The organism is Vibrio crassostreae (assembly GCF_041439375.1).
GTDB lineage: Bacteria > Pseudomonadota > Gammaproteobacteria > Enterobacterales > Vibrionaceae > Vibrio > Vibrio crassostreae_D.
The window spans coordinates 19,404-35,633 of record NZ_JBGONY010000037.1 but is presented as its reverse complement, the minus strand read 5'-3'; the positions used below and the strand labels follow the sequence as shown (position 1 = coordinate 35,633).

Here is a 16,230-nt window from a genome sequence, read left to right as displayed (position 1 = left end):
CATAAATACTAGCAAACAACAAATCATTAACAGTTAATTAATTACCATTGATACGCTGTAAAGTAAACCGATAGGCTGTGACTTGCATTCAGTTATATCTATCGTCACAAAATACATTCAATGAATGTGTCATAATGTTGAAATTACTGGTTAATTTTCAAGGAATGTCATGACTGCAACGAACTATCTCAACCAATTGAATCAAAAGTATCTTGCGACTCATAAAGCGAAAGAGGACTTCTTTTGGGATACCTATATGGGAATCAGTGACGACCATGATGGTTCGACACTCGCGCAGACTCAGTGGACCGAGTTTCTAAGCTCTGCCGAACAGATTACCGCTATTGAAATGCAACTTGCTGCTATCGATGAAATTCAAGACCCCCAAGAAAAAGAAAGTACGTTTACAGGCTTAAATGGCTGGTTGGCGACCTTTAGAGCTCACGCTATTGAGTCTGAGCAGTCACAGAAGCTTAAAACAGACCTCATAAGATTTGAGGCTGAACTGTTTGAGAAAAAACAAAATCACGTAATGACTTACGTCAATGAAACGGGTGAAGAAACAGAGGGCTCCTTGCCAGTTCTAGGCTCAGCAGTTAGAAGTAATAGTAATGAACAAGTAAGGTTTTCTGCACACCAAACACTATTAAATTTAGAGCAATGGCTGCTGGTTAACGGATTTATTGAGCTGATCAAAAAGCGTAATAAGTTTGCCCGATCTCTAGGGTTCAAAACATTTTTTGATTACTCAGTCGTTAAAACTGAACAGATGACCACTGAGCAACTGTTCTCGATTCTGGATGACTTTGAAACACGTACCCGTGATAGTCACCAACAAAGCTTGAAGAACCTAGCAGAGCAAAAAGGTCAGAGCGCCCTCGAAGGCCATAACTTCACCTACTCTTTTGCTGGTGACGTGATGAATGACCTCGACCCTTATGTCCCTTTCTCAAAGTCATTAAGACGCTGGATTGAATCTTTTGGTCGCCTGAATATCGAATATTCACAAGCCACACTGAAGTTGGACTTGCTTGATCGCAAAGGTAAATACCCAAACGGCTTCTGTCACGGGCCTATTCCTTCGTTCTATGACCAAGACACCTGGGTGCCTGCTCAAGTCAACTTCACTAGTAATGCTAAGCCCGATCAAGTAGGCAGCGGCTATGATGGGATCAACACACTGTTTCACGAAGGTGGGCACGCTGCGCACTTTGCTAACGTGAAAATGAACGCGCCGTGTTTCTCTCAAGAGTTTGCACCTACCTCGATGGCTTATGCGGAAACCCAGTCTATGTTCTGCGATAGCCTATTGAATGATGCCGATTGGCTAAAACAGTACGCACTTAATGCAGAAGGACAACCGGTGCCTAATGAGCTCATCAAAGCAATCATCGATAACAAACAACCCTTCAGAGCTTATCAAGAACGCAGCATTTTAGTGGTTCCCTATTTCGAGCGAGCACTTTACGAATTGGCAGATGAAGATCTGACGCCTGAAAAGATCACCGCTCTCGCTCGTAATAGTGAGAAAACGATTCTTGGATTGGCTTGTAGCCCTCGCCCATTAATGGCGATCCCGCATCTATTGTCGGATGAAGCGTCTTGCGCGTATCAAGGTTACCTACTGGCTCATATGGCGGTGTATCAAACTCGTGCATATTTCACCGATAAGTTTGGCTACTTAACGGATAACCCAGAGATCGGCCCTTTGTTAGCTAAGCACTATTGGTACCAAGGAAATAGCGTGAATCATAATGGAACAATCGAAAGCCTAACTGGGGAAGGTTTTAATGCCAAATACCTCGCTGACGAGTGCAACTTATCGCCAGAGGAAGCATGGGCTATTGAAGAGCAAAAAATCAAACAGCTATCAACAAGAGAGCGTGCACCAGTTGCTGATTTGAATGCGAAGATATCGATCGTTGATGGGTCAACCGAGTTGGCGAATAATGATAAATCAAACCATCATATGTGTGATGAGTTTGAGCACTTTATCGTTGGGCAATACGGTCGATAGATTGTGTTTAAGCCTCTGTAACAAAAATTGAGTTCAAAACTAAAATGAAAAAAGGACGATAAGTTATCGTCCTTTTTAGATCCAGCTTGGGATCTATATCGTGAAACATGCTGAGCGAATTTTGCTATTAAACTCAACATCAACAGAATCAACACTTCTTAGTGATTTTCGATGAATGCCGAATACCTGCCCCGTCAAAACAATATAAAACTTTTCTGTTTTGAGTAAATTCCAAGCTTCATCAAGAGATTCAGCATAAACCTTGTTCTTGAGATCTTGTGGGCGAGTACCTGCGACTCTTCCATGTTTACGTGCCAATTCAAATAGTCCGTTTCGATTCGGTTTACATGTAAACAGGGTATCATTTCCGTAAATAACACCCTTGGCAGTAATGCTTTCAACCATTACATTTCTCCAAATAATAATTCCACTCGTAACACTTGAGTGGCATACCACATGTCGATTTGTGGATGCTTAAACTGCGAAAAGAAGAGAACATGGTGTAACGACCGGGCAAGCTATTACACCATTACCATCAAATTTCTTAGAAGCTCTAAGAGTTCAAGTTCTTAGAAGTAGTAGTAAGCTGCTGCGAATACGTGAGTTTCTTCATCGTATTGCGCACTAGTTTTGCCTACACGGTAACCATCCAGGTCTTGCTTGATATCAATGCCCATGTCAGCGTTGTCAGCAATACGGTACATTGCCGCGATGTTGATGTAAGAAGCATCGACATCGGCTTGGCCATCAAGTTCATTGCTGCTAGATGCGTAACCCGCTGCGATTGTTAGGTCTTCAGAAAGTGTGTAGCCACCCGAAACGTAGTAACCCGTATTCTTAACAGAGTCACTCTCTTCAATCCAAGAGTTCACGCCTAGTTTAAGAGCACCAACTTTAACGTTACCTGTCACTGTGTAAACTTCGTAATCAGCATCGTCATCACGAGCTTCATAACCAGCGTATAGGTTGAATACTTCTTGCTCTAAACCGATGTAACCATTAATGCCTTTATCCGCATCATTATGATCGTCACCTGTTTCAAAGTAAGAAATACCGTAAGCGATACCATTGGTTGCACCCTGGAACTTAACCACGTTGAAGCCGTCTGAAGCATCGCCAGCAGAAGCACCAAACTCATAGGTGTTGTCGCCAGCGCCATCGACTTTGTCTAGTGCTGTATCATTTTCCCAACCGAATGAAGCGATACCAAAGCCAGTGTCGAAACCAATCCATGCTTTGTCTACGTCGGTTGCCGGGCCAGTATCAATACCGTTTGTCCAACCAGCAGTTGCTGCATTCGCTGAAACGTTGTTATCAGTGGTGTAGTTGACCATCATGTCAGTTTCAAAGTAACCAACAATACGGTTGTTACGGTAGTTTACCGCAAGAGTAAGACCGGTTGCCCAGTCATCGTAGAATGCTTTAGAACCCGTATCGTAGTAACCACCAACACCGAAAGAGCCTGATACTGAGAATTGATCTTTGTGCATTGAGTCAAATGCAAACATGTCTTCATTTTGGCTATTTTGGCTGCTTGTGTTTACAGCAAAAGCTGAAGTCGAGATGCTTGCAATCGCAAGTGCTACTAATGTCTTTTTCATGATAACCACTACCTATATATTGATTCGGCCTTGTTAGTCCGGCCTTTTGGAGTGGCGCTATTGTTCAAAAAAATACGTTATTGATATACCGTAAATTTACTGAAAATTTTATAGCTTTGGTGAATTAAATTACATAATGATATGTTGATATGGCTTTTATATTGAGAATCGCAAGCCGAGCGTAAACTCGATATCCGTGCTGTTATCCATATTACGGATGTTCTCAATCATCACGGGGTTTGTTAGGCAGAATTAAAAGCCTGAGCCTATAAAAAACATCGTTCAATTAATGCAGTAAATATACTGCTTATCACTCTGTAATATAGAACCAAGAGTTATAAAAAAACGGAGACTAGAACCTCTGATATATATCAGAATCTTATCTTGCACTGAGCTAGTTGAACGAATATCTTCTGTGCATTGACCCAATGAATGTATCGAGTAAGGAAAAACGTGTCTGCTTTAAACCTAAGTTTTGAACAACTATTAATGAAACAATCGACCTCACTTATTAATAGCGATCCTAAAAACTTTCAAACAACTTGGTCAGAAGCAAGTTTTGACGTACTCGATTGGTTTGGGATCGATCGTTTAACGCTATACCCTAATTCAATGGTTTTACTTGAAGATGGGAAAACGTGCTCGGTTTCCAAAGCAAACATACCTCCTGTCGATAAGAAAAGTTTGGTTGGCGGTAACTATCTTGATTACCTAAAGCTCTTGAAAACCAATGAAACTTATCTCACTTTTACCAGTGACGAGCTCGTTTCAACCAAAAACTATGTGTTAAAGAAGATCTACAAAGAAGGAGGAAGGTGGCATTGCATCATTCCTTTACAGCTGTTTAACCAACGCTGGGGAGCATTGTCTTTCACTAACTTTCACGACAACGATACCACCTTCGATCTCGAAGATATCCAGCGCTTAAAGTTAGTCTGCGAGCTTTGGCTCTGTTATTGGCAACATTCAACGTTAGCCAGAACGCTAAAACAAAATGAGAACTTGTTAGAAGATGATAGTGAGAAGCTATTGTTACTCACAAAAAAACAAACCAAGGTTCTGGCTCTGATTGCTCAAGGGTTTAGTGCAAAAGAGTGTGCCGATAAGCTTCACTTAAGCTCGAGAACCATTGAGTCACACAAGTACCGCATGCTAGGTATGCTGAATCTAAACAGCCATAATGACCTTATTCAGTTCGCCTTACGCAATGGTTTAGGTATTGCAGAGAACCTGCATACAACACGTTAAAACAAGGTATTCGATGCCCTTCTGCTCTTTATATATTAACGTTCGATGTTTCTTGAGATCAATAATACCAGTTACTCGTTACCTTCACTCAGAGCAAATTTGATCTCGTCTGAAGAGAACCCCTTTCGACTGAGCATTGCGTAAGCCTTGGATCGTTCTTTATGATCATTTAGATCGTAAGATTTCTTCTGTAACTGTTCTAAACACGAAGAATAGAAGTCTAGTTGCTCTTCGTTAATCAATCGTTCGATTAGCGATGACAGTTCACTTGTGTCGATTTGTCGCTGCCTAAGCTCTTGCTGAATGGCAGTCAGGCCCTTGCCTTTACGAGCATACTTCAACACCTCTTTTTCCAAATCGGCTTTCTCGGCCTTAATTTGAATGTTACTTTTCAGTTGATGCGCTTGTGGGTGCTGGTCAATCGCTACCTTAACTTGTTGATAGCTAAAGCCACGCTTTTGCAGGGTCGCGACTAGCTTTTCACGGCTCATAGTAAAGCTTGAGTAATAGTGGTTGATTCGTTCTATCAAGATGGTTTGTTCATCAATAGACTTTTCGAAGGACACCTTATGAATCGCATCAGAAATCACAGAGTCCGTCAGACCCTTCTTCTTCAGTTTTTCGACAATATATCGAGAACCAAATTCACCAGAAAAAGCTTGTTCCACGAATTGTTCTGCAAACACTTGGTCAGACTTGAGATACCCAAAGCCTTTCAGAGTCCCTAAAGTTTCATCGATCCATTCTTGATTGTCGGTTTTCACTTTGAGCTTCGCAACCAACTCACTTTCCGTCATATCCCTCTGAGTTAAATGCCACATCGCAGAGTTCATAACACTTTCAATTCGCGTCGCTTTTCTTACCGTTGTATTTCTACTATTCGTTTTTTGCTGTGAATCATCCATTCGCTTTCAACTGTCCAGATTGAGCCTACTCCATCATAACTTATTCTAAGATGGGTGGAATGACATAAAGAATGAGGCTCAATATAAACGACAGCCAAAAAAAATGGACGCTTATTCAGCGTCCATTTGATATCACATTAAGAATGATGGCTCGAAGCCACACTTAGCTTTTACGTAATCGCTCTTTTCGAAATTGCTTCTCGTACTAGCTCTTTCGCTTAGTTCTCTTCGTGATTGTAAATATGTACATCTCGTTGAGGGAATGGAATCGTGATGCCTTCTTCATCGAAGCGTTTCTTCACGGTTTCCGTCACATCCCAATACACATCCCAGTAGTCATCAGTCTTAACCCAAGGCCTTACGACAAAATCTACAGAAGACGTATTCAAGGTATGAAGCTTGATCATATGCTCTGGTTTTTTCAACACTAGAGGGTGCGCAACAATGATGTCGTTCAATACCGCTTTCGCTTTATCGATATCATCTGAGTAACCAATACCGAAAACCATGTCAACACGTCGCACACGCTCTGCCGTGATGTTGTTGATCACGTCACCCCAGATTTTGTTGTTTGGGATCACCAAGCGTTGGTTATCGATAGTTTGAACGGTCGTCGACACTAAGCTCATATCTTTTACCGTGCCTTGCACGCCCGCCACTTTAACCATGTCGCCCACATCATAAGGACGGTAGATCAAGATCATCAAGCCAGAAGCAAAATTAGATAGCGTATCTTGCAATGCGAAACCAATGATCACACCGGCAACACCGAAACCTGTTAGTAGTGGTGCTAGCTCTATCCCGATTTGCGACAGCGCGATAAGCAAACCAATAAACACGACCGCTTTAGATGCGATTGATACAAAGAAGTCCTGCATCAATACACTAAAGTCCATTTTCGAATGCGAAACGCTCTTACGAACGGTTTTGCGTGCGACGTTTGACAGCAAACGAGTCACATACAAAATACCCAAGAACAGAGCCAGTTTGACAATGAATGAAGGGGTATTTTCAAAAGCCCATGAACTGAACGAACGAAGCCAACCATCCAACAACTCAAGTGCAACATCAACATCCAATACATCGGCGTTAATATCTCCCGTCGTTGCCAGCAACACTCGCTTGTAAGAAGTCACGTCGACGCCAAACGGTTCCATTAGTGTGATGGTTTCTTCTAAGCTCGCCACCATTACACTAGTACGCTCGCTGAAACGCTCAAGCTCCTTTTTAATGGTCGCTTTCTCTTCTTCATTCACGAAAGACAAACGCGCTTCTAGATCTTGTCGCTGTGTGTCTGTGTAAAGAATGGCATTAGTCAGGTATTTAGAGCGAGACACCAAGTCAACTTTTAGAGCTTTTTCCGGTACAGCTACATCAACACCACGCTCTTTTGACCACTCTAATGTTTTAGCGAGCTGTTGGTAATAGGTGTCCATCATTCCGATTCGTTTCTGAATGCGTAATTCAAGACGTTTCTTAACATCACCTTCAGCTGAACGATTTTCTTTGCTCAATGTAACGATTTTAACTTCATTCAATGCCAACAGTTTTTCTAAGAGTTCAACCTGCTGAGAAAGAATGACATCAAGTCCATCTTTTTTGTCAGATGATAATTGAGAGAATATCTCTTCACGTAAGGCTTGATTCTTACGCCTTAATATATCCTCAAGAAAGGGCTTCTCTGCATCATGCGCCGTTTCTAATGTTGCCAGATCGAGCATTAATTGATCTTGTACTTCTGCTATTTTATCGACACTTTGTGCAAAACTTCCAAATGCAACAAACGCCAACATTAACAATAGACAACGCCAAACCTTCATCATATTAATTCCTATTACTGTCTAAATTGACCCTATAAATAGTAGTAAAAAGAAGATGGATAACAAGCATTTAAACGTATGTTATGTTAAAACTTCGCAAATTATCAGACAGCTTCTAATATTTGAGAGTTCCAATCCCCACTTATGACCTGTAGAGTACGCATCCAACAAAGAACAATGGCCAATATCTTCACTCGGGCACATGCACTAAAGCGCCTTAAATACGATGTTGGCTCACAGCAAGAGAGCATAAAAATGAACAACGAACTTGATATTATTGAGTCTCTAGAAGAACTAGAGCAATTCCTAATTTCAGTGGAAGCTGGCGGTTTAGGCCTTGAAGGCGTTGAAGGTGTAGGCATGGCAACCAATAATTCTGATGGCCGTCACTTCGTTGCTGTATTCAACAGCAGCCATAAAGTTCTACTTGCTCGTTGGATCACCAAAGAAGTCTTTGATAACGGTAAAGACTTGGTACGTAACGGCCCTCGCCGCACTCACTAAGTTTTTCCAATAGTCCTAATGATTAAAGCCCAACACGTTCATCTACGGCCTGTTGGGCTTTTTTGTATCGCCTCTTGGAAAATAAACCACTCGATACACAATAAATTCGCGATAACTGCCGATTGTTGTGAACTTTAACTAGAGCTCAATGTCGTATTCGCGTGAGTTGGTGATTATACGGCGTTTATCCTATATCTGCTGTTTCCCGCACTAATACATAGTTTCACTTTAACAATTTTATGACTTGTGGCGCGAAGAGAACTTATCTAAGCTAGCCACAATCCAACGAGCTCGCTTTAGCTACTAACTGATTCGATTACTGACTGATTTGCTAAATACACCATTACTTTTCTTATCTACACAGAATCGCCGACAAAAGCATTCGCTTTGGGCGCTCTTTCTTACCGGACTGGTTATCGTAACCTGTCTGGCAAGTACGCTATCTGTAAAGAAAGTATCGATTTCAACTTCTCTCATTGGTCAATCTATCCTAGTTGATGCACAAACTCACACGGAAGCCAGTAACCCTCAAACCGACATCGCTTCTTCAGAAAAAATGACCGCTCTATACGCCAGTGTTTTCGGTTTAGAAGCTTTTAAAATGTTAACTTCACCCAATTCAAGTTCATGCAGCCTAAGTTCAAAAATGCTGACCTTTGCCGCCCCAAAAACCGGCTGGCTGATCCCACTCGTACTTATTATTGCTGTTGCATTTAATTTACCGCCTCACATCTCAAGGTTATCTAGAGATAATCATCGCTCTACTCGACCTACAAAACACCGATTGCATCTAAAGCACTGTATATTTAGAGAGTAAATAACCGGGCTACTACACCCTTTTATTTATTTTTTGGAGATACATTTGTGTACAACACACTACTAACTAAGTTTGTCGATTCATTGGCATTCTCTATGCGTACATGCGCGAAAACCTTAGTCACTGCCCTTTTGGTTATGACGTCATTTACCGCCTTGGCACAGACAACGGGCTGGCTTAGTGTGCCTGAGCATCCGCCTGTTAAGATGCGAATGATGTCGACAGGTGAACAGTCGGATGACGGCTCTAAGATCCAAACCGTGCTCGATGTCGTGCTCGACGGCGACTGGAAAACCTATTGGCGTAGCCCAGGCGAAGGTGGCATTCCGCCAAGCTGGGACTGGTCTGGTTCAACAAACATTGAGTCAGTAGATTGGCATTGGCCGATACCTAAGTATTACGAGCAGCTTGACGTCATGACGTTAGGTTACAAAAAGCACGTCAGCTTTCCTGTCACGTTAACCCTGAAAGACAACACAAAGCCTGCAATATTCAGGGCGTCGTTTACCTTTCCGTCGTGTACCAATATCTGTGTGTTAACCGATTACGATATCGAACTGCCGATTGACCCACAAACTTTAGCGCTCGATGAAGAAGCGATGTTTTTGTTCAACCAAGGCATGAGCCAGTCGCCACGAGAAGCTAACCGCACTGCGGTGAACGGTCTGTTTTGGGATAAGAGCAAGCAGCAATTGGTTACTCAGCTGACAAGTAAAGATGGCTGGGATAAGCCTATGGTGTTGATTGACGGGCAAGAAGTGATTGATGACTTCTTCTCTCAACCAAGCGTCCACATCACAGACAATACAATGACAGCCGTATTTGATGTGAGCAACTGGATCGGTGAAGTCGACTTAACGGACCGTACAGTGAGTGTCACTGTTTCAGACAGTAATTTTGCCGAAGAGATGACGGCTCAAGTTGGGTCACAACCGATCACTTATCAAACAAGCAACAACGGTTTTCTGGCAATGATTGGCTTTGCTTTAATTGGTGGTTTGATCCTCAACATCATGCCATGTGTGTTGCCAGTATTAGGAATGAAGTTAAACAGCATCATTCAAAACCAAGGTGCATCTAATCGTCATATTCGACTGTCATTCCTAGCTTCTGCTTCAGGTGTCATTACATCATTTGCGCTGTTAGCCCTAGGTATGACAGCTCTAAAAATGGGTGGTAATGCGATTGGTTGGGGAATCCAATTCCAAAATGTTTGGTTCATCGGATTCATGCTGTTCATCACTTTGCTGTTCTCGATTAACCTGCTTGGGTTATTCGAATTCAGACTACCATCAGGCTTAAACACTTGGATGGCAACCAAAGGCGATGACTCACATTCAGGCCACTTTGTTCAAGGCATGTTTGCGACGCTGTTAGCAACGCCGTGTAGCGCGCCATTCCTAGGAACCGCAGTCGCGTATGCACTCGGAGCAAGCTACCAAGAGTTATGGGCTATCTTTATCGCGCTCGGTATTGGTATGAGTGCGCCTTGGTTGATCTTTGCGCTATTCCCAAGCCTAACCAAGTTGCTTCCAAAACCTGGGGCGTGGATGTTCAAAGTTAAGCTGGTATTTGGCTTAATGATGTTCATTACCAGCCTTTGGCTAACAAGCCTTCTGAATCCATTCATTGGTAAATTCCCGACTATCCTGCTGTCGCTATTTATCGTGATTTCAGTGCTAGTTTGGATTGGCATGAAACTGGGTCGCAAGGTACTGATTCCTATCATGGCAACCACAACCTTGGTGTTTGGTGCTGCATTGATCGTCGGTAGTGTCACCGCTGATAACTGGGCGACACCCATTGTTGACGATCTCACTTGGCAAAAGCTGGATGCGAAGCAAATCCCTCAGCTCGTTGATGAAGGCAAAACGGTCTTTGTCGATGTGACGGCTGATTGGTGTATCACCTGTAAAGCCAACAAGATCGGTGTCATCCTTCAAGATCCGGTCTACAGCCACCTACAACAAGAAGACATAGTTTTGATGAAAGGCGATTGGACGACACCAAGTGAAAGTGTCACCCAATACTTACAAAGTAATGGGCGATTTGGTGTGCCATTTAATATCGTCTACGGTCCAAGCTATAAAAGCGGTATTCCACTTCCTGTCATTCTCAACAGTGACACTGTCGTGCAAGCCATCGATGCTGCGAGATAACTGATGAAGACTCCCAACAATGAAGAGAGATCTAACACGGCTGAAGACAGCACTATAAAGAGTGAGGCCAAAAAGCCAAGTCGTCTTAAGAAGTGGGGAAAGGAACTGGTTTCAATGATACTTATCGTTGGCGTGGTTTCATTTGCCATGGACTTTTATCACAGCAGAAGTATGCCTCAGGGCGATGCGATTCCAATTGTGGGTCAATCGCTCCAAGGCGAAGATATTGATGTTATCGAGCTAAGCAAAAATGGTAAGCCAGTCATTGTCTATTTTTGGGCGACTTGGTGTGGTGCCTGCAAATTTGTGAGCCCAACCGTCAATAGCTTCAACGACTCCCATCAGGTGGTTTCGGTCGCTCTATCGTCTGGCCCAGACGAGCGTGTCCAGCGCTACTTGGATGCAAAAGAGTATGACTTCCCTGTTATCAATGATCTTTCTGGATCAATCAGCAGAAGTTGGGGCGTTAATGTCACTCCAAGCATCGTCATCATCAAAGACGGAAAGATCAGCAGTATCGCAACAGGCGTTACTTCTCCTATAGGGCTGTGGTTAAGAACCTACTTTGCCTAACTCGCTCACAAAGAAAAAACAGAGCAAAGCTAAGTGAATAAAGCGATTCAGCCCGTTTAACAAACAACATTAATGTGAGCGCAACCCAATAAGCGCTCACGATTATCACGAATTTGAGAAAAGACAATATGAAAAAGCATCTGATAAGCGCACTGATTTTAGGCTCACTATTGAGTACTAATGCCTTCGCAGAATTAAACAAAGAGCAAACTCAACAACTTGAAGAAATTAATCAATTCCTGAAAGATAACCCTTCAACAATCTCTGGGTTGCATACCAGTTTAGAGCAGTACGTAGCAGGTCAAGAGCAAGCGAAGAAAGCCCAAGCGGAAAGCCATGATTGGTTATACAACAATGACGCTCACCCAATCACGGGCAATCCGGATGGCAAATCGGTCATTATTAATTTTACAGACTATAACTGTCCTTACTGTAAGCGCTTGGAAAAAGGCTTGGTTCAATTAGCCTCTGAAAACAGCGATATTAAAGTGATCAACGTGTACTTATCGTTTAAGCAGCAACAGGTTTCGGGTCTAAACACCAACGCAGCGCTATACGCGATGAAAGTATGGAAAGATAACCCAGAAGCATTCCCTGAAGTTGATAGATTGCTGATGGCGAAAAGCGGCATTCACTCGAAAAGCTCACTAGAAGCAGTCGCCAAGAAGACGGGAACAGAGGCGGAGCTAAAAACAACTCAAGAACAAAACCAGGTTCTAACCACTAACCATCAAACGTTCAGTGCTCTGGGCTTAACGGGCACTCCAACCATGATGATGAACGGAAATGTTTTACCAGGATATGTGCCTTATGACCGACTTAAAGATATCGTGGACGACGCTTTTTAATCGAGTTTAGATAGAGATAAAAATTCGAAAGAGAAGTGAATAAAAAGCCGACTCGTAGTCGGCTTTTTGATGAGCTTAAAATAATGTTTTCAATATTATTTTTGAAACAGAAAAGCAGTCGAAGTGTCACTATCTTGCAATGGATTCTTAATCTACACTCGCTACTCTAAAAGCAGTTCTGTCGATGAGTCCAAGACGTGCTTACTCTAGACAACTGTCTTTTGACCGAGCCCCTTGCTCGGTCTTTTTTTTGCGTGTTTTAGATGGCGACACAGCGCCTTAACACGGAAACGTCCAATCAACTGAACCCTAACTCAGCAAGCGACAAACAAGTGCACCCGGTTCCCTTAACGCATCCACGTTATAGCTAAGGACACATCCAGCAGATGGCGCGTGATAGCGGCGACACTCATTACCAAAAGCGTCATATTGAATTGCTAACAAATCATCTTGCTCCACGCTTTGTAAAAGCTCGATCTGAGGCAGAACAAAACCACCAATATCAGCACGAATAGACACCACATTATTACCTTCAATCCAATCCATACTCGGCAACTGGCTTGTCCCCAACGGATCTTTTCCCTCAACTTCAAGCATCTCGTAATAGGAGAGCATATTCAAAACGCCGCCTACTGCTCTTTGAATCATTTCAGGCTGAGTAAACTTACCCATGCCTACTTCCACCGTGATACTTGGTATTCCACTTCGATTCCAAACCGTTTCAAGAATACCCGGGTCGCCAGGATCATTAAGCACACAATCAGGTTGCATCAACCTTGCCATCTCCAAACATTGTTCAATTCGGTAATCAGCAAACACATAAAGTGGGTAGACCGCGCCACGAGTTTGAGTATGGAGATCAACAGCGAATGTCGCATTGAGCTTAAGTAAGCGATCCCACAGAGACGCAACAAAGCGCTCCGCAGCTAAACCATGTGCATCACCCGGAAAGAGTCGATTAAGATTCGCAGGACATGAGCCAGGATCTGAAGAGACGAAGTCACGACTATGGTTCAACAAACCTGACAAGTTCACCGTAGGCACAATCGTTACCGAGCCTTTTAGGGTTTTACCCACTAAGTCACGGATAATTTGCTGAGCAGCCAACACACCGTTTAGCTCATCACCGTGAATGCCGGCAGTGATCATCAATTTAGGGCCATCTTGGCTGCCTTTGAAAACAGAAACCGGCATATTCTTAGGCTGCCCTAGTCCATCACTGGTTACTTGAAACCAAAACTGATGCTCTCCAACGGGTAAGTCTTCAACATTCAAAGAGCCAATAACCTGTCTGCCTTGTAAAACATCGCCTAAGTACTCTGTTTTCATCCAACGTCTCCATCTTGTTGAGCAAAATCTATTCTCTTCTAAGTTTTTGCATCATAGAGGATATCTTAACCAGTACAAGCAGTTAATCAGATTAACAAGCTCTAAAGCGCTCCCAAAATTCACCAGCATCGACATACGTGATTCCAAGGTAAAACTTGTCAATGTGACCTTTGAAATACACGCAACTTGTATAACTATTCACAGAACACTCAGTCTCATGAAATAAAAGTGCAATAAAATCAACACTTAAAAAAGTTCCCCATTCACGAAAATGTAATTTTATAGAAATGAAAGCTTAATTTAGCTGTTCTAAATTAGCTTCATATCGAAACGGAGAGCACATTGCTCACGGATTTTAAAATACAAGGTAAGTGATTATGAAAAAGGCAGTTCTAGCTTCTGCAGTGGTAGCGGCACTAGTTTCAGGTTCATCTCTAGCAGCAACAGTTTACAGCTCGGATGGTACGGAACTTAAAATTGGCGGTCGTGCGGAAGCTCGCTTCAACGTCTCTGATAACAACGAAAGTGCGTCTGACAGCTCTTTTAAAGACAAGTCACGTGCCCGCGTAAATATCTCAGGAAAAACTCAAGTTTCTGATGAACTATACGGCTTTGGTAAATATGAAGCTGAGTTTACAGGAGACACAGCTGTTGGTGTTAACGGAGAAAAAACTGACTCACTTACTAACCGTTACTTCTTTGCTGGTCTTGGTACCAACTTCGGAGAATTTTCTTACGGTAAGCAAGACTCAGCTCAAGTAATGTTGACAGATATTACAGATACGATGGCTACATTTGGTGCAGATGCCGCTGATGCTGTCGCTGGTAACAAAGACAAACGCGAAAACAACTTCCTTTACTCTGGCGAATTTGACGCGTTGACAGTTCAAGCAAACTACATCGCAGCCGATGAAAAAGATGCGGACAGCTTTGGTCTTGCTGCTATGTACAACCTAGGCGCTTTTGACCTTGGTGCTGGTTACGTTTCCCAAAAAAATGGTAACTTCGATGATGACCAGATTAACCTTGTAGCTCAATTCTCGATGGATGCGTTTACTGTTGGTGGCTTATACACAATGGCTTCAGTTGCAGATGAAGATTACACTGGCTACGAGCTTTCAGCTATCTTCAAAGCAACTAAGCAGTTATCACTAATTGGTGTATACAACTACGGTGAGTTCGATAAAGCGGCTGACGAAGAAGCAAATAACTTTGCTATTGAAGCAGTATATAAGTTTAACGGCCACATCCGTACCTATGCTGGTTACAAGTTTGAACAGCTAGACAATAAAGATGACCAGCTACAAGCGGGCATCCGTTACGACTTCTAATCTAAATCGACTTTAGATAGAGACTAAAAAGGTTGGGCAATGGCTCAACCTTTTTCTTGTTCAAATATTCTGACTAACTTCATCGATGCTTTTTCTGGTTAAGTCTTGCTAAATCCGTATCATAGGTGGACCATATCAAATAATTAGAAGCATCATGTCACAACACCATCCGATCCAAGGCGCTAGCTGGATGCTAACCGCAGGCCTAGCCTTTGCCATTATTAATAGCCTAACCCAAATAGCTAGCATTCACTTCGGACTGACTTCTACTACCGTTGCCGTCATTCAATACGCTATCGCGTTGTTCGCGATTCTTCCTTATCTGAAAACGCTGGGGATTCGCCGCGCACTAAAAACCGACAACCTAAAATTGCACGTATTTCGTGTCTTCTTGTCTGTTATTGGTATTCAACTTTGGATATGGGCACTGGCTTACCCAGTACCTATTTGGCAAGGCATTGCCCTTCTCATGACATCGCCACTATTCGCTACCATAGGTTCAGGGCTTTTTCTCAAAGAGAAAGTTGGGGCTGCTCGTTGGGGAGCGACCTTAGCAGGCTTCGCTGGTGCGATGGTTATTCTCGAGCCATGGGCTGAAGACTTTAACTGGGCAACACTGTTACCAGTTGGTGCCGCTTTCTTTTGGGCATGCTACTCACTGATGGTTAAAAAGCTCTCTTCACAAGACAGCCCTTCAACCATGGTGGTCTACCTTTTACTATTGATCACGCCATTTAATATCCTACTTGCCGCGCCTGATTGGCAGACTCCAAGCGGCGGTACTATTTGGGGAATATTAGTTGTTATTGGTGTAATGACAGCACTCGCTCAGTGGGCAATTGTAAAAGCTTATTCCGTCGCTGATGCTTCATTTGTTCAACCGTTTGACCATGCGAAATTGCCGCTAAATGTTCTAGCTGGTTGGGTTGTATTTAGCTGGGTTCCACCAGGTCGCTTATGGTTAGGGGCTGCTATTATTATTGCGTCAGTTGCGTTTATTACCCACTGGGAAACTAAAAAGCCTTCGAAACTGAAGAAAGTTTAGGGGTGGTGAAATAAATAGTTCGACTGTCCGTTC

Annotated in this window: 14 protein-coding genes and 1 pseudogene; 9 read left to right on the top strand and 6 right to left on the bottom strand. The window is 42.9% G+C overall.

Annotation, left to right across the window (positions count from 1 at the left end; translation table 11 throughout):
• Window positions 1-169: 169 nt before the first annotated feature.
• Window positions 170-2,017: a M3 family metallopeptidase gene (locus tag ACED45_RS15480; RefSeq protein WP_371714406.1), complete on the top strand. Its 1,848-nt coding sequence runs from the start codon at window positions 170-172 to the stop codon at window positions 2,015-2,017.
• Window positions 2,018-2,110: 93 nt separating this feature from the next.
• Here ACED45_RS15480 and ACED45_RS15475 read toward each other — a convergent pair whose 3' ends face one another.
• The 3 genes and pseudogenes from ACED45_RS15475 to ACED45_RS15465 all read right to left on the bottom strand — a co-directional run.
• Window positions 2,111-2,422 (bottom strand): hypothetical protein, encoded by a 312-nt coding sequence (locus ACED45_RS15475; protein ID WP_146490899.1) that lies wholly within the window; start codon window positions 2,420-2,422, stop codon window positions 2,111-2,113.
• A 164-nt stretch (window positions 2,423-2,586) separates the two neighbouring features.
• Complete coding sequence (locus ACED45_RS15470; RefSeq protein ID WP_146490900.1) at window positions 2,587-3,618, bottom strand: porin; 1,032 nt, start codon at window positions 3,616-3,618, stop codon at window positions 2,587-2,589.
• Between the two features lie 156 nt (window positions 3,619-3,774).
• Window positions 3,775-3,852: pseudogene (locus ACED45_RS15465) on the bottom strand (DUF3187 family protein); the annotation flags it as partial.
• Window positions 3,853-4,071: 219 nt separating this feature from the next.
• On the opposite strand from ACED45_RS15465, the gene ACED45_RS15460 reads away from it, so the two are divergent.
• Window positions 4,072-4,866, top strand: a complete 795-nt coding sequence (locus tag ACED45_RS15460; protein ID WP_081090050.1) for a response regulator transcription factor — start codon at window positions 4,072-4,074, stop codon at window positions 4,864-4,866.
• Window positions 4,867-4,937: 71 nt separating this feature from the next.
• Here ACED45_RS15460 and ACED45_RS15455 read toward each other — a convergent pair whose 3' ends face one another.
• Window positions 4,938-5,771 carry a RecX family transcriptional regulator gene (locus tag ACED45_RS15455; protein ID WP_371714405.1) on the bottom strand — a complete coding sequence of 278 codons (834 nt, stop codon included), beginning with the start codon at window positions 5,769-5,771 and terminating at the stop codon, window positions 4,938-4,940.
• Between the two features lie 218 nt (window positions 5,772-5,989).
• Window positions 5,990-7,594 (bottom strand): mechanosensitive ion channel family protein, encoded by a 1,605-nt coding sequence (locus ACED45_RS15450; RefSeq protein WP_371714404.1) that lies wholly within the window; start codon window positions 7,592-7,594, stop codon window positions 5,990-5,992.
• A gap of 252 nt (window positions 7,595-7,846) precedes the next feature.
• Between ACED45_RS15450 and ACED45_RS15445 the strand changes: the two genes are divergently transcribed.
• From ACED45_RS15445 to ACED45_RS15425, 5 genes are all read left to right on the top strand, one after another.
• The gene (locus ACED45_RS15445; protein ID WP_017062732.1) at window positions 7,847-8,095 is read left to right on the top strand and encodes a hypothetical protein; all 249 of its coding nucleotides are present in this window, start codon (window positions 7,847-7,849) and stop codon (window positions 8,093-8,095) included.
• A gap of 328 nt (window positions 8,096-8,423) precedes the next feature.
• Window positions 8,424-8,912: a hypothetical protein gene (locus ACED45_RS15440; RefSeq protein WP_371714403.1), complete on the top strand. Its 489-nt coding sequence runs from the start codon at window positions 8,424-8,426 to the stop codon at window positions 8,910-8,912.
• A 95-nt stretch (window positions 8,913-9,007) separates the two neighbouring features.
• A complete protein-coding gene (locus ACED45_RS15435; protein ID WP_371714414.1) occupies window positions 9,008-11,071 on the top strand; it encodes a protein-disulfide reductase DsbD family protein in 2,064 nt (687 codons plus the stop codon).
• A gap of 3 nt (window positions 11,072-11,074) precedes the next feature.
• Window positions 11,075-11,644, top strand: a complete 570-nt coding sequence (locus tag ACED45_RS15430) for a protein disulfide oxidoreductase (protein WP_137002327.1) — start codon at window positions 11,075-11,077, stop codon at window positions 11,642-11,644.
• 128 nt (window positions 11,645-11,772) lie between these two features.
• Window positions 11,773-12,492 carry a DsbA family protein gene (locus ACED45_RS15425; protein ID WP_371714402.1) on the top strand — a complete coding sequence of 240 codons (720 nt, stop codon included), beginning with the start codon at window positions 11,773-11,775 and terminating at the stop codon, window positions 12,490-12,492.
• 309 nt (window positions 12,493-12,801) lie between these two features.
• Here the strand turns inward: ACED45_RS15425 and ACED45_RS15420 are convergent, their stop codons facing one another.
• The gene (locus ACED45_RS15420) at window positions 12,802-13,821 is read right to left on the bottom strand and encodes a succinylglutamate desuccinylase/aspartoacylase family protein (RefSeq protein ID WP_371714401.1); all 1,020 of its coding nucleotides are present in this window, start codon (window positions 13,819-13,821) and stop codon (window positions 12,802-12,804) included.
• Window positions 13,822-14,198: 377 nt separating this feature from the next.
• Between ACED45_RS15420 and ACED45_RS15415 the strand changes: the two genes are divergently transcribed.
• Both ACED45_RS15415 and ACED45_RS15410 read left to right on the top strand, forming a co-directional pair.
• A complete protein-coding gene (locus ACED45_RS15415) occupies window positions 14,199-15,152 on the top strand; it encodes a porin (protein ID WP_060980515.1) in 954 nt (317 codons plus the stop codon).
• A gap of 154 nt (window positions 15,153-15,306) precedes the next feature.
• Entirely contained in the window at window positions 15,307-16,197 is an 891-nt protein-coding gene (locus ACED45_RS15410) for a DMT family transporter (protein WP_371714400.1), read from the top strand.
• Window positions 16,198-16,230: the final 33 nt, after the last annotated feature.

What these genes read in the sequence shown, in the direction of transcription:
- ACED45_RS15420 (WP_371714401.1), bottom strand. Translation starts at nt 13,821, where the DNA reads ATGAAAACAGAGTACTTAGGCGATGTTTTACAAGGCAGACAGGTTATT.
- ACED45_RS15425 (WP_371714402.1), top strand. Translation starts at nt 11,773, where the DNA reads ATGAAAAAGCATCTGATAAGCGCACTGATTTTAGGCTCACTATTGAGT.
- ACED45_RS15445 (WP_017062732.1), top strand. Translation starts at nt 7,847, where the DNA reads ATGAACAACGAACTTGATATTATTGAGTCTCTAGAAGAACTAGAGCAA.
- ACED45_RS15455 (WP_371714405.1), bottom strand. Translation starts at nt 5,771, where the DNA reads ATGGATGATTCACAGCAAAAAACGAATAGTAGAAATACAACGGTAAGA.
- ACED45_RS15450 (WP_371714404.1), bottom strand. Translation starts at nt 7,594, where the DNA reads ATGATGAAGGTTTGGCGTTGTCTATTGTTAATGTTGGCGTTTGTTGCA.
- ACED45_RS15430 (WP_137002327.1), top strand. Translation starts at nt 11,075, where the DNA reads ATGAAGACTCCCAACAATGAAGAGAGATCTAACACGGCTGAAGACAGC.
- ACED45_RS15415 (WP_060980515.1), top strand. Translation starts at nt 14,199, where the DNA reads ATGAAAAAGGCAGTTCTAGCTTCTGCAGTGGTAGCGGCACTAGTTTCA.
- ACED45_RS15475 (WP_146490899.1), bottom strand. Translation starts at nt 2,422, where the DNA reads ATGGTTGAAAGCATTACTGCCAAGGGTGTTATTTACGGAAATGATACC.
- ACED45_RS15470 (WP_146490900.1), bottom strand. Translation starts at nt 3,618, where the DNA reads ATGAAAAAGACATTAGTAGCACTTGCGATTGCAAGCATCTCGACTTCA.
- ACED45_RS15410 (WP_371714400.1), top strand. Translation starts at nt 15,307, where the DNA reads ATGTCACAACACCATCCGATCCAAGGCGCTAGCTGGATGCTAACCGCA.
- ACED45_RS15480 (WP_371714406.1), top strand. Translation starts at nt 170, where the DNA reads ATGACTGCAACGAACTATCTCAACCAATTGAATCAAAAGTATCTTGCG.
- ACED45_RS15435 (WP_371714414.1), top strand. Translation starts at nt 9,008, where the DNA reads ATGCGTACATGCGCGAAAACCTTAGTCACTGCCCTTTTGGTTATGACG.